21 protein-coding genes are annotated in these 20,498 nt (G+C 67.1%); 14 read left to right on the top strand and 7 right to left on the bottom strand.

The features are described from left to right. The first annotated feature begins 67 nt into the window (after window positions 1-67). Window positions 68-1,018, top strand: a complete 951-nt coding sequence (locus ACT53M_RS12420) for a glycosyltransferase family 2 protein (protein ID WP_476233718.1) — start codon at window positions 68-70, stop codon at window positions 1,016-1,018. A 188-nt stretch (window positions 1,019-1,206) separates the two neighbouring features. On the opposite strand, the gene gatA is transcribed toward ACT53M_RS12420, so the two are convergent. Both gatA and gatC read right to left on the bottom strand, forming a co-directional pair. After that, window positions 1,207-2,688 (bottom strand): Asp-tRNA(Asn)/Glu-tRNA(Gln) amidotransferase subunit GatA, encoded by a 1,482-nt coding sequence (gene gatA, locus ACT53M_RS12415; RefSeq protein WP_476233716.1) that lies wholly within the window; start codon window positions 2,686-2,688, stop codon window positions 1,207-1,209. Continuing rightward, window positions 2,685-2,972 carry an Asp-tRNA(Asn)/Glu-tRNA(Gln) amidotransferase subunit GatC gene (gatC, locus tag ACT53M_RS12410; protein WP_476233714.1) on the bottom strand — a complete coding sequence of 96 codons (288 nt, stop codon included), beginning with the start codon at window positions 2,970-2,972 and terminating at the stop codon, window positions 2,685-2,687. The genes gatA and gatC overlap by 4 nt, the downstream gene beginning before the upstream one ends. Window positions 2,973-3,128: 156 nt before the next feature. On the opposite strand from gatC, the gene ACT53M_RS12405 reads away from it, so the two are divergent. Further along, on the top strand, window positions 3,129-4,241 hold the full coding sequence (locus ACT53M_RS12405) for a DUF3089 domain-containing protein (RefSeq protein ID WP_476233713.1): 1,113 nt from the start codon (window positions 3,129-3,131) through the stop codon (window positions 4,239-4,241). 496 nt (window positions 4,242-4,737) lie between these two features. Here the strand turns inward: ACT53M_RS12405 and ACT53M_RS12400 are convergent, their stop codons facing one another. Beyond that, on the bottom strand, window positions 4,738-5,799 hold the full coding sequence (locus tag ACT53M_RS12400) for a Glu/Leu/Phe/Val family dehydrogenase (protein ID WP_476233844.1): 1,062 nt from the start codon (window positions 5,797-5,799) through the stop codon (window positions 4,738-4,740). Between the two features lie 126 nt (window positions 5,800-5,925). Between ACT53M_RS12400 and ACT53M_RS12395 the strand changes: the two genes are divergently transcribed. Genes ACT53M_RS12395 through ACT53M_RS12380 form a run of 4 tightly spaced genes read left to right on the top strand, consistent with a single transcriptional unit; the run spans window position 5,926 to window position 9,138 of the window. Then, window positions 5,926-6,387, top strand: a complete 462-nt coding sequence (locus ACT53M_RS12395) for an Lrp/AsnC family transcriptional regulator (protein ID WP_476233712.1) — start codon at window positions 5,926-5,928, stop codon at window positions 6,385-6,387. A 39-nt stretch (window positions 6,388-6,426) separates the two neighbouring features. Next, window positions 6,427-6,888 carry a Holliday junction resolvase RuvX gene (gene ruvX, locus ACT53M_RS12390; RefSeq protein ID WP_476233711.1) on the top strand — a complete coding sequence of 154 codons (462 nt, stop codon included), beginning with the start codon at window positions 6,427-6,429 and terminating at the stop codon, window positions 6,886-6,888. A gap of 40 nt (window positions 6,889-6,928) precedes the next feature. Continuing rightward, entirely contained in the window at window positions 6,929-7,918 is a 990-nt protein-coding gene (locus ACT53M_RS12385; RefSeq protein WP_476233710.1) for an aspartate carbamoyltransferase catalytic subunit, read from the top strand. Then, on the top strand, window positions 7,915-9,138 hold the full coding sequence (locus tag ACT53M_RS12380; protein ID WP_476233709.1) for a dihydroorotase: 1,224 nt from the start codon (window positions 7,915-7,917) through the stop codon (window positions 9,136-9,138). The genes ACT53M_RS12385 and ACT53M_RS12380 overlap by 4 nt, the downstream gene beginning before the upstream one ends. A 36-nt stretch (window positions 9,139-9,174) precedes the next feature. Here the strand turns inward: ACT53M_RS12380 and ACT53M_RS12375 are convergent, their stop codons facing one another. From ACT53M_RS12375 to ACT53M_RS12365, 3 genes are read right to left on the bottom strand one after another with little or no spacing between them, the layout of a single operon-like run. Continuing rightward, window positions 9,175-10,500 carry an SPOR domain-containing protein gene (locus tag ACT53M_RS12375; protein WP_476233708.1) on the bottom strand — a complete coding sequence of 442 codons (1,326 nt, stop codon included), beginning with the start codon at window positions 10,498-10,500 and terminating at the stop codon, window positions 9,175-9,177. A 10-nt stretch (window positions 10,501-10,510) separates the two neighbouring features. Further along, window positions 10,511-11,050: a hypothetical protein gene (locus ACT53M_RS12370; RefSeq protein ID WP_476233843.1), complete on the bottom strand. Its 540-nt coding sequence runs from the start codon at window positions 11,048-11,050 to the stop codon at window positions 10,511-10,513. Between the two features lie 13 nt (window positions 11,051-11,063). After that, window positions 11,064-11,777: an AAA family ATPase gene (locus ACT53M_RS12365; protein WP_476229803.1), complete on the bottom strand. Its 714-nt coding sequence runs from the start codon at window positions 11,775-11,777 to the stop codon at window positions 11,064-11,066. A 172-nt stretch (window positions 11,778-11,949) separates the two neighbouring features. On the opposite strand from ACT53M_RS12365, the gene ACT53M_RS12360 reads away from it, so the two are divergent. Further along, entirely contained in the window at window positions 11,950-12,939 is a 990-nt protein-coding gene (locus tag ACT53M_RS12360) for an SPOR domain-containing protein (protein ID WP_476233707.1), read from the top strand. Window positions 12,940-12,956: 17 nt separating this feature from the next. Further along, a complete protein-coding gene (locus ACT53M_RS12355; protein WP_476233706.1) occupies window positions 12,957-13,757 on the top strand; it encodes a MipA/OmpV family protein in 801 nt (266 codons plus the stop codon). On the opposite strand, the gene serB is transcribed toward ACT53M_RS12355, so the two are convergent. Next, window positions 13,754-14,635 (bottom strand): phosphoserine phosphatase SerB, encoded by an 882-nt coding sequence (gene serB / locus ACT53M_RS12350; protein WP_476233705.1) that lies wholly within the window; start codon window positions 14,633-14,635, stop codon window positions 13,754-13,756. The genes ACT53M_RS12355 and serB overlap by 4 nt on opposite strands. Between serB and miaA the strand changes: the two genes are divergently transcribed. The 6 genes from miaA (at window position 14,634) to ACT53M_RS12320 (ending at window position 20,438) form a co-directional block, all read left to right on the top strand. Beyond that, window positions 14,634-15,560, top strand: a complete 927-nt coding sequence (gene miaA / locus ACT53M_RS12345; RefSeq protein ID WP_476233842.1) for a tRNA (adenosine(37)-N6)-dimethylallyltransferase MiaA — start codon at window positions 14,634-14,636, stop codon at window positions 15,558-15,560. The two genes, serB and miaA, sit on opposite strands and share 2 nt — an antisense overlap. A 91-nt stretch (window positions 15,561-15,651) precedes the next feature. Then, window positions 15,652-17,397, top strand: coding sequence for an acetolactate synthase 3 large subunit (locus ACT53M_RS12340; RefSeq protein ID WP_476233704.1), 1,746 nt, complete (start codon window positions 15,652-15,654; stop codon window positions 17,395-17,397). A 46-nt stretch (window positions 17,398-17,443) separates the two neighbouring features. Further along, window positions 17,444-17,959: an acetolactate synthase small subunit gene (ilvN, locus tag ACT53M_RS12335; protein WP_476233703.1), complete on the top strand. Its 516-nt coding sequence runs from the start codon at window positions 17,444-17,446 to the stop codon at window positions 17,957-17,959. A 104-nt stretch (window positions 17,960-18,063) separates the two neighbouring features. Beyond that, on the top strand, window positions 18,064-19,083 hold the full coding sequence (gene ilvC / locus ACT53M_RS12330) for a ketol-acid reductoisomerase (protein ID WP_476233702.1): 1,020 nt from the start codon (window positions 18,064-18,066) through the stop codon (window positions 19,081-19,083). A gap of 94 nt (window positions 19,084-19,177) precedes the next feature. Then, window positions 19,178-19,780 carry a YceI family protein gene (locus ACT53M_RS12325; RefSeq protein ID WP_476229810.1) on the top strand — a complete coding sequence of 201 codons (603 nt, stop codon included), beginning with the start codon at window positions 19,178-19,180 and terminating at the stop codon, window positions 19,778-19,780. A gap of 58 nt (window positions 19,781-19,838) precedes the next feature. Continuing rightward, the gene (locus tag ACT53M_RS12320; protein WP_476229811.1) at window positions 19,839-20,438 is read left to right on the top strand and encodes a TMEM175 family protein; all 600 of its coding nucleotides are present in this window, start codon (window positions 19,839-19,841) and stop codon (window positions 20,436-20,438) included. The last annotated feature ends 60 nt before the right edge of the window (window positions 20,439-20,498 follow it).

The following is a 20,498-nucleotide window of genomic DNA, read 5'->3' as shown; positions in this document are numbered from 1 at the left end:
GCGCCCAATTGCGCACCCGCGCGGAGTCGATTAGGCGCCGCCGATCGGTTAGGGTCGGGGAATGGCGGTGACGGCTGGATTTGGGGATCGGCTTGCGGGCCTGCGCGTGGCGGTGCTGCTCCCATGCTATAACGAGGAAGTCGCGATCGCCCGCACGGTCGAGGCGTTCCGCGCGAGCCTGCCCGGCGCGACCGTCTATGTGTACGACAACAACAGCGCCGACCGCACGATAGAGGTCGCCCGCGCCGCCGGGGCGGTGGTCCGCAGCGAGCGGATGCAGGGCAAGGGCAATGTCGTGCGCCGCATGTTCGCCGATATCGAGGCGGACGTGTATGTCCTGTCCGACGGCGACCTGACCTATGACGCCGCCGCCGCGCCGATCCTGATCGAGCGGCTGCTCGACGAACAGCTCGACATGGTCGTCGGCGCGCGCAAGTCCGAAGTGGAGCTGGCCTATCGGCGCGGCCACCGGTTCGGCAACCGGATGCTCACCGGCATGCTGGCGCGGCTGTTCGGCCGCAGCTTCAGCGACATTCTCTCCGGCTACCGCGTCTTCTCGCGCCGGTTCGTGAAGAGCTTTCCGGTGCTGTCCTCGGGGTTCGAGATCGAGACCGAGATCAGCATCCACGCGCTCGAACTGCGCATGCCGGTGGCCGAAGTGGTGACCGCCTATGCCGCCCGGCCCGAGGGTTCGATCTCGAAGCTGTCCACCTATCGCGACGGCTGGCGCATCCTGCGCACGATCGTGAACCTGTTCCGGATCGAGCGGCCGATCCTGTTCTTCGGCAGCATCGGCGGCGTATTGGCGCTGCTCGCGCTGCTGCTGGCGGTGCCGCTGGCCGTCACCTACTGGCACACCGGCCAGGTGCCACGCCTGCCGACGGCGGTGCTGGTGACGGGGCTGGCGATCGTCGCGACGCTGAGCGTCTTTACCGGGCTGATCCTCGACACGGTGGTGCGCGGCCGGCGCGAAGTGCGACGGCTGGCGTATCTGGCGGTGCCGATCGTCGAAGGGTAACGCCGCTCCCCGGCGGGGTATCTCGATTACAACGCGCTGTTTCGCTCCCCTCCCTGCAAGGGAGGGGCCGGGGGTGGGTGCGCGCGTCCGCGCGCTTCGAAGACTCGTTTGCTCGGGGAAAGCGAGACCCGCCGCCTGAAGGCGGCGGACCCACCCCTGCCCCCTCCCTTGCAGGGAGGGGAACTATCTCACCACCACGCCTTCGGCCGCGCGGTGAAGCCCGCGCGCTGCTCGATCGCCAGGCCGGCGTTGAGCACGCCCTGCTCGTCGAACGGCTTGCCGATGATCTGCAGCCCCAGCGGCAGGCCCGCTGCATCCAGCCCGCCCGGCACGCTCATCGCCGGCACGCCCGCCAGGCTCGCCGGCACCGTGAACACGTCGTTGAGGTACATCGCCAGCGGATCGACCTTCTCGCCCAGCCCGAACGCCGCGCTCGGGGCAGTCGGGGTCAGCAGCAGGTCGCACTGGCTCCAGGCATTGTCGAAATCGCGCGCAATCAGCGTGCGGACCTTCTGCGCCTGGGTGTAATAGGCGTCGTAGAAGCCGGCCGACAGCACATAGGTGCCGATCAGGATGCGCCGCTTCACTTCGTCGCCGAAGCCGGCGGCGCGGGTGGCGGCGTACATTTCGTGCAGGTTCTGGCCCTCGGCCAGCTCGCGCAGGCCATAGCGCACGCCGTCATAGCGCGAGAGGTTCGACGAAGCCTCGGCCGGCGCGATGATGTAATAGGCCGGCAGCGCATATTTGGTGTGCGGCAGGCTGACCTCGACGATCTCGGCGCCGGCATCCTTCAGCCAGGCGATGCCCTGCTGCCACAGCGCTTCGATCTCGGCCGGCGTGCCGTCCATGCGGTATTCGGCCGGAATGCCGACGCGCTTGCCGCGCAGGTCAGCCGAAAGACCCGCCTCCCAATGCGGTACCGGCATGTCGAGCGAGGTCGAGTCCTTCGGATCGAAGCCCGCCATCGCCTCGAGCAAGATCGCGCAGTCACGCACGTCGTGCGCCATCGGCCCCGGCTGGTCTAGCGAGGAGGCGAACGCCACCACGCCCCAGCGCGAGCAGCGGCCATAGGTCGGCTTGATGCCCGAAATGCCGGTGAACGCCGCCGGCTGGCGGATCGAGCCGCCGGTGTCGGTGCCGGTCGCCGCCGGGCACAGGCGGGCGGCAATGGCCGCCGAGCTGCCGCCCGAGGAGCCGCCGGGCGCGAGCGGCGTGGTATCGCCCTCGCCCCGCCGCCACGGCGAGATCACATTGCCGAAATAGCTGGTCTCGTTCGACGAGCCCATCGCGAACTGGTCGAGATTGAGCTTGCCGAGCATGCCCGCGCCCGCTTCCCACAATTTGTGCGAGACGGTCGATTCATAGACCGGCGTGAAGCCTTCGAGGATGTGGCTGGCGGCAGTGGTCTGCACGCCCTTGGTGGCGAACAGATCCTTCATGCCGATCGGCACGCCGGCCAGCGGCTTCAGCGTCTCGCCCGCGGCGCGCGCCTTGTCGGCGGCATCGGCGGCGGCGAGCGCATGCTCGGGCGTCTCGACGATGAAGGCGTTGAGCGCCTTGGCACCGGCAACCGCCGCATTGAACGCCTCAGCCACTTCGCGCGCCGAAAATTCGCCGTCGCGCACGCCGTTGCGGATGGCGGCGACGCCCAGATCAGTCATCGCGCTCATTCCACCACCTTCGGAACCGTAAAGAAGCCATGTTCGCCCTGCGGCGCATTCGCCAGCACCGCATCGCGCTGGTTGCCATCCGTGATCACGTCGGCGCGCAGGCGCAGCGTGTTCGGGATCACCGCAGTCATCGGCGCGACATCCTTGGTGTCGACTTCGCCAAGCTGCTCGATCCAGCCCAGGATGTTGTTGAGTTCGGGCGCGAGGCGCTCGGCTTCGGCGTCGCTGATCGCGATGCGCGCCAGATTCGCCACTTTCTTCACGGTTGCGGTATCTACGGACATGGCCTGCGCCTATCAGCCGCGCCCCGCCCCTTCAAGCGCCTGCGGTTGCAGATCGCGCATCAAGGTGCTTGCGGTTGCATCCTTCGCACGCAACACTGACCGGAACGCGATTGCGTCCCCGCCTGTTTATGCTGCAATGCACAATGGAGAGGCCGATTGGCCCGGAAATTCCTCTATGCGGTTGCGATCCTGATCATGCTCGGCGTTGCTTCCATGTTTGCCTACCGGCTCTACGGCGTGCAGTTGCTGCGCCAGTTCATGGTGCCTTCGGCGGCGGTGGTCGATCTGCCGCCCGCCTCGCCGCGCAGCTATGCCCGCGCCGACATGTGGATTGCCCGGCCCGACAAGCCCGGCAACCCCGCGCTCTGGACCCCCGCCGGCCAAAGCCCGGCGACGGCGCCCAAGGCGGCCTTGTTCTTCATCCACCCCACCTCGTTCCTCGACAACCAGCGCTGGAACGCGCCGCTCGACAATGTCGATGCCAATAACCGCGCCGCGCTGTTCCTGCGCGGCCAGGCGAGCGCGTTCAACGACGTGGCGGCGATTTGGGCGCCGCGCTATCGGCAGGCGACTTTCGGCGCCTTCCTGACCAGCAAGACGCAGGCGCAACAGGCGCTCGACTTCGCCTATCGCGACGTGCTGGCGGCGTTCGAGGAGTTTCTGCACGAAGCTGGCGACCGGCCGATCATCCTGGCCGGCCACAGCCAGGGCGCGCTTCACCTCGCCCGGCTGCTGGCCGAGCGAGTCGCGGGCACCCCGCTCCAGCAGCGCGTGGTCGCCGCCTATGTCGTCGGCTGGCCGGTCTCGCTAACCGCCGACCTGCCGAAAATGGGCCTGCCCGCCTGCACCGGCCCCGACCAGCCAGGCTGCATCCTGTCTTGGCAGAGCTTCGCCGAGCCGGCCGAGCCGGCGCTGATCGTCGACACGTTCGACGCGACCACCGGCTTCACCGGCAAGCCGCGCGCCGGCACGAAGATGCTGTGCACAAACCCGATCACCGGCAAGCCCGACGACAGCGCGCCGGCCAGCGCCAATCTGGGTGCGCTGATCCCGGACCTGAACCTGCAATCGGCGCATCTGGAAGCCGGGCGCATCCCGGCGCGCTGCGAAGGCCGCGGCATCCTCACCATCGGCACCTCGCCCCCCGATTTCGGCCAATATGTGCTGCCAGGGAACAACTATCACGTGTTCGATTACAGCCTGTTCTGGGCCAATATCCGCGTGGATGCCGCGCGGCGGCTGGCGGCGTTCGAGGCGCGGAAGGGGTAAGGGCAGCGAGAGCCGGCACCTTGCAGATAGCAAAATGTTCCCCATATGTTCGTTCGCTCTCCGTTTGGGAGCACGCTCTTTGAACCCGTGAGAACCAGCATCCTAGCGCGCTCGCGCGCGAGCCTGAACTTCCTGAACTTCACGAACCGTGCAGGGACAACAATCCTCCTCCCCGGCGGCAATCGCATTTGGCTCTATTACTCCCCTCCCTGCATTTGCAGGGAGGGGCTGGGGGTGGGTCCGCCGCCGTCAGGCGGCGGGACTCGCTCTCGGCCCGGCGGGTAAGAGTCTTCGTGGCGCGCAGACGCGCGCACCCACCCCCGGCCCCTCCCCTCCGGGGAGGGGAGTTATGGGTCGAATGCTGCTGCCCTGCCCGCAACTGATAGGGTGAGGGTATCTCCCGCCATCCACGGGGTCGCCGACCCCAACTCCCCTCCGCGAAAACACGCGCGCGAGCCTAAACTTCCTAAACTTTGGAGACCGTGCAGATGCGCCCTCAAGCCGCGATCGGGGTACGCACCCGGCCGGCGGCGATGGCCTGGCGGGCCAGGCTGTCGGCAGCTTCATGCGGAGACAGGCCGTGCGCCTCGGCATGGTCGAGCACCGCCGCGAGCCGCTCGCCGGTCGCCTCGACCCTGGCCGCTACCTCGTCCGACGCCCAGCCGAGATACTCCCCGGCAACGTTGATGATCCCGCCTGCATTCACGACATAGTCGGGCGCATAGAGGATGCCGCGCCGCGCCAGTCGCTCGCCATCCTCGGGCGTCGCAAGCTGGTTGTTGGCGGCGCCGCAAATCACCGCCGCCCGCACTGCATCCACCGAGCCGGCGTGGAACACCCCGCCCAGCGCGCAGGGCGCCAGGATGTCGGCGCGGGCCGTCAGCACCTGACTGGTCGAGGCGACTTCGGCGCCGGTAGCCACGGCAACATGCGCCACCCGGTCCGAATCGACATCGGCAACGATCAGCCGGGCGCCGGCGGCGTGGAGCAGATGCGCCAGCGCCTCGCCGACATGGCCCACGCCCTGGATCGCGACGGTGCATTCGCCGAGTTCACGGCCTAGCTGACGGCGGGCAGCATGGGCCATCGCCACGAACACGCCCCGCGCCGTGTGCGGCGAAGGGTCGCCCCCCGGACGTCCGCTGCGCTGCGCCAGACCGGCGACATGGCGGGTCTCCCCCGCCACCACTTCCATATCGGCGACGCTGGTGCCGACATCCTCGGCAGTGATATAGCGCCCCTCCAGCCGGGCGACGGCGCGGCCGAAGGCGCGGAACAGCTTCACCCGGTCGAAATTCCCCGCCGGCCGCCGCAGCACTGCCTTGGCGCCGCCCAGCGGCAGGCCCGCCATCGCGTTCTTGTAGCTCATCCCCTCGGCCAGCCGCGCGGCGTCCGCGAATGCCGCCTGGCCATCGGCATAGTGCCACAGCCGGCAACCGCCGGCGCCCGGCCCGAGCACCGTCGAGTGGATCGCGATCACCCCGTCGAGGCCCGCGTCCGCATCGTTCAGCACCAGCACCTCGTCGACCGGGCTGTCGCCCTGTACCCGCACCACCATCTTCGATTCCTCCATCAGCAATGCGGGCAATGTGGCAGGGGTAACGGGGTGATGCTTGTCTGATTGCCCCGGGCGCCCGACGATTATGGGTTAAATTTTCCAGCATTTAGCGATAAGCAGAAAAATATGATCGACCTCGATGCACAGGAGCGCAAAATTCTTCGCGAATTGCAGCGCGACGCGAGTCTGACCACCGCCGAGCTGGCCGAGCGGATCGGCCTTTCCCCCTCCCCCTGCTGGCGCCGCGTCGACCGGCTCGAGCGCGAAGGGGTGATCCGCAAGCGCGTGGCGCTGGTCGACCGGCGGCAGGTGGGGCTGAACGCGCACATCTTCGCCCAGGTGAAGCTCAACGCCCATGGCCGCGCCAATCTCGACGAGTTCAGCGCGGCGATTCGCGGCTTTCCCGAAGTGCTCGATGCCTATGTGCTGATGGGGACGGTCGACTTCATGCTGCGCATCGTTGCTCAGGACATCGACGCCTATGAGCGCTTCTTCTTTGAAAAGCTTAGCAAATTGCCCGGCGTGCAGGAAATCAACTCGATCGTCGCGCTGTCGGAGATCAAGTCGACCACCGAACTGCCGATCTGAACGCTCGCACCGCGCCGCCACGCACCGTATAGCGGCCGGGTGATCACCACCGTTCCCAGCGACTTCCGCGCCGCGCTGCCCGAAGGCGGACGCCTGATCGGCCTTGATGTCGGCACCAAGACGATCGGCACCGCGCTGTGCGACGCCGGCTGGAGCTTCGCCAGCCCTGCCCTGCTGATTCGCCGCACGAAGTTCACCAAGGACAAGGCGGCACTGGCCGAACTGATCGCCGCGCAGGCGGTGCGGGGCATGGTGATCGGCCTGCCGCTCAACCTGGACGGCACCGACAGCCCCCGCACCCAGTCGACGCGCGCCTTCGCCCGCAATGTCGCCGATATGGGCCTGCCGATCCTGATGTGGGACGAACGCTGGTCCACCGTCGCGGTCGAACGCACGCTGATCGAGCAGGATGCCAGCCGCGCCAAACGGGCCGAGCTGATCGACAAGATGGCCGCCGCCTATATCCTGCAAGGCGCGATCGACGGTCTGGTCAACGCCTGACCTTGCGCCCGGCCGCGCCGGGGTCTAGGCGGCGGCTTTAATGCACACCTCCGATCATCGCCCCGGTGCCCAGATACAGGGCAGCGCCGTTTTCCCGCACCGGCACCTCACCGGCATTTCGGGACTCCAGCCGCACGAGATCATGTTCCTGCTCGACGAGGCGGAACAATGGGTCGAGGCAAACCGCAGCCGCGCCAAGAGCGACAAAAGGCTGGAGGGGCTCACCCAGATCAACGCCTTTTTCGAGAACTCGACGCGGACGCTCCTGTCGTTCGAGATCGCCGGCAAGCGGCTGGGCGCCGATGTCGTCAACATGCATGCCGCCCAGAGCAGCGTGAAAAAGGGCGAGACGCTGATCGACACGGCCGTCACCCTGAACGCGATGCGCGCCGACGTGATCGTGATACGCCATGCCAGTTCGGGCGCGGTGCGGCTGATCGCCGACAAGGTCGATTGCCCGGTGCTCAACGCCGGCGACGGCTGGCACGAACACCCCACCCAGGCGCTGCTCGACGCGCTGACCATCCGGAGACGTCGCGGATCGGTGGCGGGGCAGCGCGTGGTGATCTGCGGCGATATTCTGCACAGCCGGGTGGCGCGCTCGAACATCCTCGCCCTCACCGCGCTGGCGGCCGAGGTGCGGGTGGTGGCGCCTTCCACGCTGATGCCGCCGGCGATGGACCGGATGTTCGTCACGCCTTTCACCGACTTCGACGCCGCGCTGGAGGGCGCCGACGTGGTGATGATGCTGCGCGTCCAGAACGAGCGGATGGCCGGCGGCTATATCCCCTCCACCCGCGAGTTCCACACGCGCTACGGCCTCACCACCGAACGCCTCGCCCGCGCCAAGCCCGATGCGCTGGTGATGCACCCCGGACCGATGAACCGCGGGGTCGAGATCGATTCGATCGTCGCCGATCACAAGGAACGCAGCGCGATTACCGAGCAGGTGGAAATGGGCGTTGCAGTGCGCATGGCCTGCCTCGACGTGCTGACCCGACGAGCACGCGGCGTGGAGGGCTGGGCATGAGCAACATCCTGTTCCGCAATGCCCGGCTGGTCTGTCCGCAGGGCGGCATCTCCGAAGGCGACCTGCTGGTCCAGGGCGAAACCATTGCTGCCGTGGGCGCGGTGGATGCCCCGGCCGATGCCGAGGTGATCGACGCCGGCGGGCGCGTGCTCGCCCCAGCCCTGATCGATTTGGGGGTATTCGCTGTCGACAAGGCGGCGTGCCGGTTCGGCGGCATCGCCCGCGTCGGCCTGATGCCCGATCAGTCGCCGGTGCTCGACGATCCCGGCATCGTCCGCCGCGCCGCGCTGTCGGGCAAGCCGGAGCTGTGGGTCCATCCGCTGGCCGCCGCCACGCGCGGGCTGGCGGGCGAGGATCTGGGCGAAATCGCGATCAATGCTTCGGCCGGTGCCCGTGCGGTGGCGACCGGGCGACGCTGGATTGCCAATTCCGGCACGATGCGGAAGGTGCTGCTCTACGCCCGCGACCTGAACCTGACTGTCGTCACCCATGCCGAGGATGGCGGGCTGGCCGACGGCACGGTGGCGACGGCAGGCGAGACCGCGGCGCGGCTGGGCCTCCCCAGCGCCCCCGCCATTGCCGAGGCACTGGCGATCGCCCGCGACCTGATGCTGGCCGAAGAAACCGGCGCACGACTGCATTTCCGCCAGGTGACGACCGCGGCGGGTTTCGACCTGATCCGCGCGGCGAAGCGCCGGGGCGTGAAGGTGACCTGCGGCATCACCCCGGCGCATCTGCTGCTGTCGGACATCGCGGTCAGCGATTTCCGTACCTTCGCCCGCCTCTCTCCGCCACTGCGCGACGAAAGCGATCGTCAGGCGGCACTGGCGGCGGTGGCCGACGGAACGGTGGATGTCATCGCCTCCGGCCACGATCCGCGCGGCCCTGAAGCCAAGCGCCTGCCCTTCGCGGATGCGGAGCCCGGCATGGCCGGTGCGGAAACGCTGCTGGCGCTATCGCTCACGCTGGTGCGCGACGGGCATGTGACGCTCGACCGGCTCTTCGCGCTGCTCGCCGCCAATCCGGCGAACATCCTGGGGCTGGATACGGGTGCACTGCGGCCGGGGCTACCCGCCGACCTGATCCTGCTCGATCCGGAGACGCCCTGGGTTATCGATGCGCGACGGATGAATGCCCGGGCCGGCAACACCCCGTTCGACCGGCTGCCAACGCAGGGCCGGGTGCTGCAGCTCTACAAGGGTGGTTCGCTCGTAGGGTGAACCATCCCCGGCCGTAGCCGGGGGTGCAGGGAGAACTCAGCGCGAGGCGAGTTGCGCGCCGCCCTGCTTGAACCAGCGGGCGACTGCGTCGCCAGCCTGCACGCGCACGAAGCAGGTGCCGCCGCCGCTGCGCACCTTCTGGCACAGCGCGACGGCGTCGTTGCGGGCGAAGCCGCCAACGGACAGGCGGTAGAAGCTGCCGGTCTTGGTCGAGACTGCTGCGCCCTGCGGGGCGTGCCCGCCCAGCGCCGGCACGCGCTGCGCCAGACGGCGCCACGAATCGCGAGCGACCGCAGCGTTCTGGTAGGCGCCGAGCTGCACGAAGAAATTGCCGGCAGCGAGCCGCGTGGGCTTGTCCGGCGACGGGGTGCTGGCAAGGGCTGCCGGCTTGGCCGGGGCCGGCCGTGCCGCAGCGCGAACCCGGACCTGCTCCACCACCTCGCGGCGCGGTGCGAAATCGACGGGCGCAGGCGCGGCGGCGGATGCAACTGCAACGGGCGCCGGCGTGGCTTCAGCGGCCGGGGTCGGCTGCGGCGCCGGTGTGGCATCGGCGAGCAGCGTTTCGGCAGGCTGTGCCGCCGGCGTCGGCACCGGCTGGTTGGCGGCAACGCCGACATTGGGCTGGTTCGCCAGCGCCAGCGCGACGGGCTGACCGGGGTCCTGCACGGCCCGTACGCCAAGCAACGCAGCAACCTGGTCATAGGCGTTGGTCGGCTGCGCGAAGCTTGCCCATTGCATCAGCCGCGCTTGCAACTGATCGGGCGGCACATCGGTCGCGGCGACGGCCTTTGCTTCCGGCCAGCGCCCGGACAGCGCCAGCGCGAGAGCGAGGTTCTGCCGAGTTTTGGCGGTCGCGCTCGGATCGCGGGCGGCCTGAGTCAAAATCTGGACGGCGCCGACGGGGTCGCCGGCCAGCGCCAGCGCGAGCCCGCGATCGCTCGCCGGAATGCGCTCGGCATGGCTTTGCAGCATCGTCCGTGCACCCGCCCAGTCACCCTGGGCGATCTTTGCCAGCGTAAGGTTGAGTGCGACGCGGCCGTCTTCGGGGCTAAGGGTCAGCGCATCCGTCAGCGCCTGCCCCGCCGCGGTAAAGCGACCGGCAAGCAGATAGGACTGGCCGAGCAGCGCGCGGTAGTCCGGGTTCTGCGGATCGTTCGCCACCGCCACTTCGGCCTGCGCAACGGCCTGCGTGCCCTTGTGCTTGGCAAGTGCCTTGCGCGCCTGCCTGGCTGCCTCGGCGGCCTTCTTCGCATTGGGAGCCACGGCGGCAAAGGCATGGCCCTGCAGCGCAACTCCGGTGGCGGCAGTCCCGCCCAGCGCGAGAATGCCCGCGCCGGCCCAGAGCATGATATGGCGGTTCATCGTCACTTCCTTACCCATGATCCTTGCCGACCTGAGGCGCCAGCGCGTCCACTTCGGCGATGGTTTTGAGGAACGCATCGAGTGCTTCGGTCACGAGCTGCTGCGCCGAGCGGTTGGTAACCGCCGAAGCCAGACGCAGGCGAAGATGGCGATCCGTGTCGAGCCTAAGGGTGAAAGCAGCCTTGCTCTTCTTGGCCCGCACTTCGCGGACCACGCGCTCGACGATCTGTTTGGATATAGTCGGGGCCGGCGCTGCGGGTTCGGCAACCAGCGCAGTTTCCACAGACTCGGGCGCGGACTGGGCGAGCGTGCGATCCAGCACCTCGCGCTGGCGCAGCACCATGGGCCGGGGCGCGGGAGTGGCGGACTGAGCGGGTGCCGGAGCGACCGGCGGCGCCGGCACATCGAATCCCATGTCATTCCAGCCGAGGTCTTCCGGCGCGCTGCCCGACAGGTTCAGAAAGCCCTGGGGTCGCATGGCCGGGCGCGCCTGACCCTTGCGGGCCAGCAGGCTGGAGGACAGCGAAGCGGTGGGCTTGGGAGTGCCGATCATCGCCCGCTCCTCAGCTCACGACGCGACGGCCGAAGCCGCTTGCCGGGCGTGCGCCTCCGAACGCGGCAGTCGCAGCAGGCGCCGCGAAGACGGTCCGACGAAAGTTCTTTTCCAGCCGGTCCGAGATGTAATTCCAGAGCGCCGCGACCTCAGCGGCGGATTTGCCCTTCGGATCGACTTCCATCACCGTCCGCCCGTCGATCATCGACGCGGCGAAATCGGTGCGGTGGTGCAACGTGACCGGCGCAACTGTGCCGTGCTGCGACAGCGCCACGGCTGCCTCTGACGTGATACGTGCCTTGGGCGTCGCAGCATTGACGACGAAGATCAGTGGCTTGCCCGCGCGTTCGCAGAGGTCGACCGTCGCCCCCACGGCACGCAGATCGTGCGGGCTCGGCCGTGTCGGGATGACGATCAGCTCGGCGACCTGAATCACGCTCTGGATCGCCATCGTAATGGCGGGCGGCGTATCGATCACCGCCAGACGAAAACCCTGCTGGCGCAACACTTCCAGATCGGAAGCGAGCCGCGCTACCGTCGTCTGGGCAAAGGCCGGGAAATCGGTATCGCGCTCGTTCCACCAGTCGGACAGCGAGCCCTGCGGATCGATGTCGATCAGCACGACCGGCCCCTGCCCCGACAGCTGCGCCTGCACGGCCAGATGTCCGGAAAGCGTGGTCTTGCCGGACCCGCCTTTCTGCGATGCCATCGCCAGTACGCGCATGAACCCCCTCGAACCTCCGGTTACTGCAATGTGCGGGATGCCATGCCGGCCGATAAGAAGAGGTTAACGGCACTGGCGCCCCTGAATGCCGCCGCCGCACGCAGAGGCGAATCTTCCCCAACCTTTGGTTAACTGGCATTGGGGATATTCGGGACGAAGGAGACGCGGGGGAATGCAGGTACTCACCTTGGCGATTGCGGGGGGCGCGCTGCTTTTCGGCACGCCGGCAGCGACCGGGACTCAGCAGGCGACACCGGCGCAAGCGCAGCCGGGCGCCGACGATCCGGTAAAGGCAGGCGTGGAGGCCTATCAGCGCGGCGACTACAAGACTGCCGTCGCCCGCTGGCGCGCCGCCGCCGCGCACAACGATCCCGATGCGCAGTTCAACCTGGGGCAGGCCTACAAGTCCGGCAACGGCGTTCCCGTCGACCTGCGTGAAGCCGAAAAATGGTACGGCCTCGCGGCGCGGCAGGGGCACGACCAGGCCGCTGACAATTACGGCCTTGCCCTGTTCGAGAACGGCAAGCGGGCCGAGGCGCTGCCCTGGCTGGAACGTGGTGCGGCGCACGGCGATCCGCGCGTCCAGTACATTCTGGGCATCATGCTGTTCAATGGCGATGCCGTCGCCAAGGACTGGGTGCGCGCCTATGCCCTGATGACCCGCGCAGCCTCCACCGGCCTCGCGCCGGCCACCCGGTCGCTCACCGAAATGGACAAATATATCCCCTTGGCCGATCGCCAGGCAGCCCAGACGCTGGCCCGGAAATACGAGGCGGATGCGAACAACCGCCCCACTCTGCCTCTACCGGCACCGGTAGCCACGACGCCTCCAGCCGTGGCAATGGCAAGAGGCCCGGCGCCGGCCCCCGCTCCGCGCCCAAGGCCAGCTGAGCCGGCGCGACCGGTTGCGGCGACACCGCGTCCTGCGCCCGCGCCTGCACCGATCGCGAGCGGGAACTGGCGCATTCAGCTCGGCGCCTTTGCCGAAGCGGGCAACGCCAACCGCCTCTGGACGCAGGTGCGCGGCCGCTTCCCGGGTCGTCAGCCTTACTATGTGAAGGCGGGCCGGCTCACCCGCCTGCTGGTCGGCCCCTATGCGAGCAAGGCGGAGGCAACGAAGGCGTGCAATGGGTTTAATCCCTGCGTGCCTGTCGCACCTTGATGGTGTAACGCACGGGAATGTCGATCTTCGCTCGCGCTTCCACTTCGCTGTTACTTTTGTTCAGCGCCGTACCCGCACTCGCCCAGAGCGATGACGACAGCGACGCCCCGCGCCGCACGCGCATATCGCTCGGCGCCCAGCTCGCGCCCAAATTTCCGGGTGCGGACTTCGAGCGGGTCCGCCCGCTGATCGACGTAGCGACCGCGCACGGCGACGATCAGTTTCCATTCGAGCCGGCCGACGAAAGCACCGGCTTCGCGCTCTACTCCCGGGCCGGGCTGGAGATCGGCCCGGTGTTCAACATCCAGGGCAGCCGCCGCCGCAACGACGTCCACGCCAATATCGACGAAGTCGTCCCGACCGTCGAGCTGGGCGGCTCGGTCGGCTACTGGGTTGCCCCCCAGTTTCGCGCCTATGCCGAGCTGCGCCGAGGCGTGAACGGCCATGACGGGCTGATCAGCGACATCGGGCTGGACTATGTGATGCGCGACGGCGACCGCTGGCTGGTTTCGATCGGCCCACGCTTTGCCCTGTCGGATGCCCAGTATCGCCGCGCCTATTTCGGCGTGTCAGCGCGTGCGGCGGCCGCCACCGGGCTGCCTACCTATTCAGCCGGCGGCGATCCGCTGCACGGCGTGGTGGTTGCCACCACGATTCTTTACCAGCTCACGCCGCGCTTCGGAATCTACAGCTATGCCGCCGCCAAGCGACTGGTGGGCGATGCTGCCGATTCGCCGCTGGTGCGCCGCTATGGCTCACGCAACCAGCTATGGGGCGGCGTGGCGCTCAGCGTCACCTTCGGCAAGGGCGTGCGCTAGGCGCCAGTCACCCAGTCCGCCCGCGCAATGCCCTGCGCATACAGCAAGCCAGTCAGGTCGCCATGGTCCACACGCGCACCGGCAGCCGCTGCGACTATTGGCTTGGCGTGATACGCAACGCCCAGCCCTGCCTTGCGGATCATCGCCAGGTCGTTGGCGCCGTCGCCCACCGCCATGGTCTGCTCCGGTGAGAGGCCCAGCTCAGCCATCACGCCGAGCAGCGTGGTTTCCTTGGTGTTGCTGTCGACGATCGGCTTGGTGACCGTGCCGGTCAGCGCCCCTTCGGCGATCTCCAGACGGTTGGCGATCACCCGGTTGAACCCGATCTGCGCGCCCACCGGCTCGGCAAAGCGCGTGAAGCCGCCCGAAACAAGAATGCAATGCGCCCCCCGCGCCCGCATCGTCTGAACCAGCGCGACGGCACCGGGCATCAGCCGCACCCGCTCTTCGAGGCATCTGTCGATCGCGCTTTCGGAGAGTCCCTTTAGCAGCGCCACGCGGGCATCCAGCGCTGCGGCGAAGTCGAGCTCGCCGCGCATCGCCCGCTCCGTCACTTCGGCGATCTGTGGCTTGATGCCGGCATAATCCGCCAGTTCGTCGATGCATTCGACGGTGATCATCGTCGAATCCATGTCGGCCACCAGCAGCGCCTTGGCGCGCCCCGCCTCGGGCTGCACGATCACATCGGCGCCGGCAACGCCGCCTTCCAGCGCCGCTCGCGCCGCATCGGGATGATGGGCAAAGGACAGGTCCGCCGCAATGCCCTCGTCGATCCAGCGCCACCCACCGGGGGCGCAATGCACCGATGCCAGCCGATCGGCGGCTTCGTTCAGCTGCCCAGCCGTGAGACCTTCTGCTATCAGCGTCGCAATGAACATGACTTCCCCAGGATTACCGCGCGTCGCGCTCATTGCAGGGCCGACGGCAAGCGGCAAGTCCGCGCTGGCACTCGCGCTGGCGGAAAAACATCGCGGCACGGTGATCAACGCCGACTCCATGCAGGTCTATGCCGATCTGCGCATTCTAACCGCACGGCCAAGCATGGAGGAGGAAGCGCGCGTGCCGCACCGGCTGTTCGGCCATATCGACGGCGCGGAAGCCTGCTCGGCGGCGCGCTGGGCAGCGGAAGCGCGCGCCGCGATCGATGAAGCGCATGAAGGCAGCCGTCTGCCCATTCTGGTCGGTGGCACCGGACTCTATCTGCGCACGCTGATCGAAGGCATCGCACCCGTGCCGGAAATCGATCCTGCCATCCGCGCCGAGGTCCGCGCGCTGCCGGTTGCAGAGGCCCATGCTGCGCTGGCCGCGCTGGACCCGGAAGCCGCCACCCGCCTGAAGCCCGCCGATACAAGCCGCACCGCCCGCGCGCTGGAAGTCGTGCGCTCAACCGGCAGGCCACTGGCCGAGTGGCAGGCGCAGCGGGAGGGCGGGATCGGCGACCGCATCCGCCTCGCCGCGCTGATTCTGCTACCCGATCGCGCCTGGCTGGGTGAGCGGATCGACCGGCGCTTTGCGACGATGCTGGACGCGGGCCGCGACGAGGCAAGTGCGCTGCTCGCCCGCGCTGATGTTCCCGCCGACGCCCCGGTTCTGCGTGCGATAGGTGTCGCCGAAACGGCAAAGCTTCTGTCCGGCGCCTGGAATATGGCCGAAGCGTCGCGCGCGGGCTCGCTCGCGACGCGGCAATATGCCAAACGGCAATACACTTGGTTCCGTCGTCAGCCCCCGGAGAGCTGGGAGCGAACAACGGAGACAGATACGATCGCCAATCTCGTGAAGATTGAAAGAAAATTGTTCAATTAGAGGTTGACGTATCATTTTCGTACCGTTAGCAGCGCGGTCCCGGCGTGGATCCGTGTTGCCGATCCCGCGTGTTTGAAGAGTGGAGGCCAAAGTGACCGAGAAGAGCGGCGCAGACATCCTGATCGAGGCGTTGACCGACCTCGGGGTGGAGGTCGTGTTCGGCTATCCGGGCGGCGCAGTGCTTCCGATCTACGATGCGCTGTTCAAGCAGGACCGGATCAAGCACATTCTGGTCCGCCACGAACAGGCGGCGACCCATGCGGCGGAGGGCTATGCGCGCTCCACCGGCAAGCCCGGCGTCGTGCTCGTCACCTCGGGCCCGGGCGCGACCAATGCGATCACCGGCATCACCGATGCGCTGATGGATTCGATCCCGATGGTCGTCATCACCGGTCAGGTGCCGACGGCGCTGATCGGCACCGACGCCTTTCAGGAGGCCGACACGGTTGGCATCACCCGCCACTGCACCAAGCACAATTATCTGGTGAAGCGGCCGGAAATGCTGGGCGCGACGATCCACGAGGCGTTCCACATCGCCACCTCGGGCCGCCCCGGCCCGGTCGTGATCGACATTCCGAAGGACGTGCAGGTCGCAACGGCGCCCTATGAGGCGCCCGGCCCGATCCAGCACAAGACCTATCGCCCGCAGACCGAGCCCGATCTCGCGAAGATCCAGGAAGCAGTCGACATGCTGGCGGCCGCCGAACGTCCGGTCTTCTACACCGGCGGCGGCGTCATCAATTCGGGCCCGGAGGCAACCCGGCTGCTGCGCGAACTGGCGGCACTGACCGGCGCACCGGTCACCTCGACGCTGATGGGTCTGGGCGCCTTCCCAGCCTCGTCCGATCAGTGGCTGGGCATGCTGGGCATGCACGGCACCTACGAAGCCAATTGGGCGATGAACCAGGCCGACCTGATCATCGCCGTCGGCGCCCGGTTCGACGATCGCGTCACCGGGAGGCTGGACGCCTTCGCGCCGAACAGCCGCAAGGTGCATATCGACATCGATCGTTCGAGCGTGAACAAGAATGTTCGCGTTGATCTGCCCATCATCGCCGATTGCGGCCGGGCGCTGGCGGCGATGGTCGAAAGCTGGAAGAAGCGCGGCCATCCCAAGCCGGACCTGCGCGACTGGTTCAGCCGCATCCAGGGCTGGCGCGCAGCCGCGTGCCTCGACTTCCGGGAGAATGGCGACGTCATCATGCCGCAGCGGGCGATCCGTGCGCTGTACGAGGCGACCAAGGCTCGCGCCCCGATCATCACCACCGAGGTCGGCCAGCACCAGATGTGGGCGGCCCAGCATTTCGGCTTCGAGGCGCCGAACAAGTGGCTGACCAGCGGCGGGCTGGGCACCATGGGCTATGGTCTGCCTGCGGCGATCGGCGCACAGCTTGGCAACCCAGACGCGCTTGTCATTGATATTGCTGGCGAGGCTTCGATCCAGATGAACATTCAGGAACTTGCGACCGCTACGCAATATCGCCTGCCGGTGAAGATATTCATTCTCAACAATGAGTATATGGGCATGGTCCGCCAGTGGCAGGAACTGACCTATCAGTCGCGCTATTCGGAGAGCTATTCGGACGCGCTGCCCGATTTCGTGAAGCTGGCCGAAGCCTATGGCTGGAAGGGCATCCGCATCGAGCAGCGCTCCGATCTGGACGACGGCATCCAGGCGATGCTCGACCATGATGGCCCGGTTCTGGTCGACTGCCGCGTGGCAAAGCTGGCCAATTGCTTCCCGATGATCCCGTCGGGCGCCGCCCATACCGAGATGCTGCTCCAGGCGAGCGAAGTGTCCGGCGAGATGGACGACGAGGCCAAGGCGCTGGTTTGACCGGATTTTGGATCCTCCCCCAGGGGCAAGGATCGAAGGGGTAGAAATGCACATCAAGGAAGAAGCCATCGAGCGCCACACGCTGGCGGTCATCGTCGATAACGAACCGGGCATCCTCGCGCGGATCGCCGGCCTGTTCACGGCGCGCGGCTACAATATCTCGTCGCTCACCGTGTCGGAGATCAGCGACGACGATCTGATCAGCCGGATCACCATCGTCACCTTCGCCTCGGCGCCGGTGATGGAGCAGATCATCGCTCAGCTCGAACGGCTGGTGCCGGTGCACAAGGTGGTCGACCTCACCACCAAGGGCGAGCATGTCGAGCGCGAACTGGCGCTGGTGAAGGTGGTCGGCACCGGCGACCACCGCATCGAGGCGCTGCGCCTTGCCGAAGTCTATCGCGCCCGCGTGGTCGACGCGACGATCTCCAGCTTCGTGTTCGAAGTGACCGGGACGATCGACAAGATCGACAAGTTCGTGGAGCTGATGCGCGAAGTAGGACTGGTCGAAGTGGCCCGCACCGGTATCGTCGCCATTTCACGCGGCCGCGACCCGGCCTGAACCAATTCCGTCGCCCCCGCGAACGCTGGGGCCTCCCGCCACTGGCGCAACGCTTTGAAAATAACGATCCCAGCTTTCGCTGGGATGACGAAGGGAAGAGAAGAATGCGTGTCTATTACGATCGCGACGCCGATCTGAACCTGATCACCGACAAGAAGATCGCCATTCTCGGCTATGGCAGCCAGGGGCACGCCCATGCGCAGAACCTGCGCGATTCGGGCGTCAAGGACGTCGCGATCGCGCTTCGCCCGGGTTCGGCCTCGGCCGCCAAGGCGGAAGCTGCCGGCTTCAAGGTGCTGCCGAACAAGGAAGCGGCTGCCTGGGCCGACATCCTGATGATCCTCGCGCCCGACGAGCATCAGGCGGCGATCTACGAAGCGGACCTGAAGGGCAATATGAAGCCCGGCTCGGCGCTCGCCTTCGCCCACGGCCTCAACATCCATTTCGGCCTGATCGAGCCGCCGGCGGACATCGACGTGATCATGATCGCGCCGAAGGGCCCCGGCCACACCGTGCGCAGCGAATATGTGCGCGGCGGCGGCGTGCCCTGCCTGATCGCGATCCATCAGGACGCCTCGGGCAACGCGCATGACGTGGCGCTTGCGTACGCGTCGGGTGTCGGCGGCGGCCGTTCGGGCATCATCGAAACCAACTTCCGCGAAGAATGCGAGACCGATCTGTTCGGCGAACAGGCCGTGCTGTGCGGCGGCACCACCGCGCTGGTCCAGGCGGGCTTCGAGACGCTGGTCGAGGCGGGCTATGCCCCCGAAATGGCCTATTTCGAGTGCCTGCACGAGCTGAAGCTGATCGTCGACCTGATGTATGAAGGCGGCATCGCCAACATGCGCTACTCGATCTCGAACACCGCCGAATATGGTGACATCAAGACCGGCCCGCGCATCATCACCGAAGAGACCAAGAAGGAAATGAAGCGCGTGCTGGCCGACATCCAGTCCGGCCGCTTCGTCAAGGACTTCGTACTCGACAACCGCGCCGGCCAGCCCGAGCTGAAGGCCAGCCGTATCGCGGCCAAGCGCCACCAGATCGAGCAGGTCGGCAGCGAGCTGCGCGCGATGATGCCGTGGATCACCGCCAACAAGCTGGTCGACCAGACAAAGAACTGATCAGTTCGGGAAACCATAAGTTGCCGGCTCCGCACTGGATTTGCGGGGCCGGCAGCCGCATTACGGACATGACGCAACAATCAAGGGAACCGTCATGCGCGCACTCTATGCCCTCGCCCTACTCGTCGCCACGCCGGCCTTTGCCCAGCAGGCGCAGCTCCCCGGCCAGGCCGACGCCAGCCGCGTGCCGGCCGGCACCTATGTCGTCGACACGGGCCACACTCAGGTCGATTTCACCGTCAACCACTTCGGCTTCAGCCAGTTCACCGGCCAGGCCGGCGGCGCAACCGGCTCGCTGACGATCGATCCGGCCAAGCCGAACGACGCCAAGCTGGAAATCACCATCCCGACCAGCGGCATCGTCACCACCGTGGCCGCGCTCGACAAGCACCTGGCCTCCCCCGACTTCTTCGATAGCGCCAAGTATCCGTCGATCCGCTTCGTCTCCACCAAGGTGGAAGTGACCGGCACGCACGCGCTGATCACCGGAGACCTGACGCTGCACGGCGTTACCAGGCCGGTCACGCTCGACACCAATCTGGTCGGCGCAGGGACCAACCCGATGATGAAGAAGCTGAACTTCGGCTTCGAGGCGACCACCACAATCAAGCGCAGCGACTTTGGCATGGACAAATATGTCCCCTTCGTCTCGGACGAAGTGAAGCTGCACATCAACGCGGCCTTCTCGGCCAAGTAAGTCCCGATTGCCTGCACCTCTCGCTTGCGTCACGATGGCGCGAGCGAGGGGACGGGAAATGCAGGAGCAGGAAGGCCGCGAAGGCGCCAAGCGCGTCGAGGCGTTTTCGGATGGCGTCATCGCCATCATCATCACCATCATGGTGCTGGAAATGCACGCTCCCGAGGCCCCCGGTCTGGCGCATCTGCTGCCGCTATGGCCCGTCTTCCTCGCCTATCTGCTCAGCTACGCCTATGTCGCGATCTACTGGGTCAACCACCACCGGTTGTTCCATTTCGCCACGCAGGTGAGCAACGCGCTGCTCTGGGCCAATATCGCCCTGCTGTTCGCGCTCTCGCTGGTCCCGTTCGCCACTGCCTATCTGGGCGGGCAGCATTTCAGCCGCGAGGCGACGATCCTTTATATGGCCGTGATGCTGCTGCCGTCCTTCGCCTATAGCTGGCTGCAGCGGATCATCCGCCGCACCGGTGCCGATACCGACATCGCCCGAGCCTATCACCGCCGCACGATCCGCAAGGGGACAGCAGCAACACTCGTTTATGCCGCCGGCATTTCGCTGGCGCTGATCACACCTGCGCTGGGGCTCGCCTGTGCCGCTATCGTAGCCGTGCTCTGGTGTCTGGCCGACAGCCCGATCGACCGGCTTTTCGGCGACTGAAACCACGCACGGAAACGGCCGAAGCATCCGCCCCGGCCGCCCGTTCCTCCGTTTATTCTT

This window comes from Sphingomonas sp. DMC6, from assembly GCF_056314225.1.
This window is presented reverse-complemented; position numbering and strand designations above follow the sequence as displayed.

Excerpts from the sequence above, each read along its gene's own strand:
- ACT53M_RS12395 (WP_476233712.1), top strand. The coding sequence starts at position 5,926 with ATGATCGACCTCGATGCACAGGAGCGCAAAATTCTTCGCGAATTGCAG.
- gatA (WP_476233716.1), bottom strand. The coding sequence starts at position 2,688 with ATGAGCGCGATGACTGATCTGGGCGTCGCCGCCATCCGCAACGGCGTG.
- ACT53M_RS12375 (WP_476233708.1), bottom strand. The coding sequence starts at position 10,500 with ATGAACCGCCATATCATGCTCTGGGCCGGCGCGGGCATTCTCGCGCTG.
- ACT53M_RS12325 (WP_476229810.1), top strand. The coding sequence starts at position 19,178 with ATGCGCGCACTCTATGCCCTCGCCCTACTCGTCGCCACGCCGGCCTTT.
- ACT53M_RS12365 (WP_476229803.1), bottom strand. The coding sequence starts at position 11,777 with ATGCGCGTACTGGCGATGGCATCGCAGAAAGGCGGGTCCGGCAAGACC.
- miaA (WP_476233842.1), top strand. The coding sequence starts at position 14,634 with ATGACTTCCCCAGGATTACCGCGCGTCGCGCTCATTGCAGGGCCGACG.
- serB (WP_476233705.1), bottom strand. The coding sequence starts at position 14,635 with ATGTTCATTGCGACGCTGATAGCAGAAGGTCTCACGGCTGGGCAGCTG.
- ACT53M_RS12400 (WP_476233844.1), bottom strand. The coding sequence starts at position 5,799 with ATGGTGGTGCGGGTACAGGGCGACAGCCCGGTCGACGAGGTGCTGGTG.
- ACT53M_RS12360 (WP_476233707.1), top strand. The coding sequence starts at position 11,950 with ATGCAGGTACTCACCTTGGCGATTGCGGGGGGCGCGCTGCTTTTCGGC.
- ACT53M_RS12380 (WP_476233709.1), top strand. The coding sequence starts at position 7,915 with ATGAGCAACATCCTGTTCCGCAATGCCCGGCTGGTCTGTCCGCAGGGC.
- ilvN (WP_476233703.1), top strand. The coding sequence starts at position 17,444 with ATGCACATCAAGGAAGAAGCCATCGAGCGCCACACGCTGGCGGTCATC.
- ACT53M_RS12385 (WP_476233710.1), top strand. The coding sequence starts at position 6,929 with ATGCACACCTCCGATCATCGCCCCGGTGCCCAGATACAGGGCAGCGCC.
- gatC (WP_476233714.1), bottom strand. The coding sequence starts at position 2,972 with ATGTCCGTAGATACCGCAACCGTGAAGAAAGTGGCGAATCTGGCGCGC.
- ACT53M_RS12355 (WP_476233706.1), top strand. The coding sequence starts at position 12,957 with ATGTCGATCTTCGCTCGCGCTTCCACTTCGCTGTTACTTTTGTTCAGC.
- ilvC (WP_476233702.1), top strand. The coding sequence starts at position 18,064 with ATGCGTGTCTATTACGATCGCGACGCCGATCTGAACCTGATCACCGAC.
- ACT53M_RS12320 (WP_476229811.1), top strand. The coding sequence starts at position 19,839 with ATGCAGGAGCAGGAAGGCCGCGAAGGCGCCAAGCGCGTCGAGGCGTTT.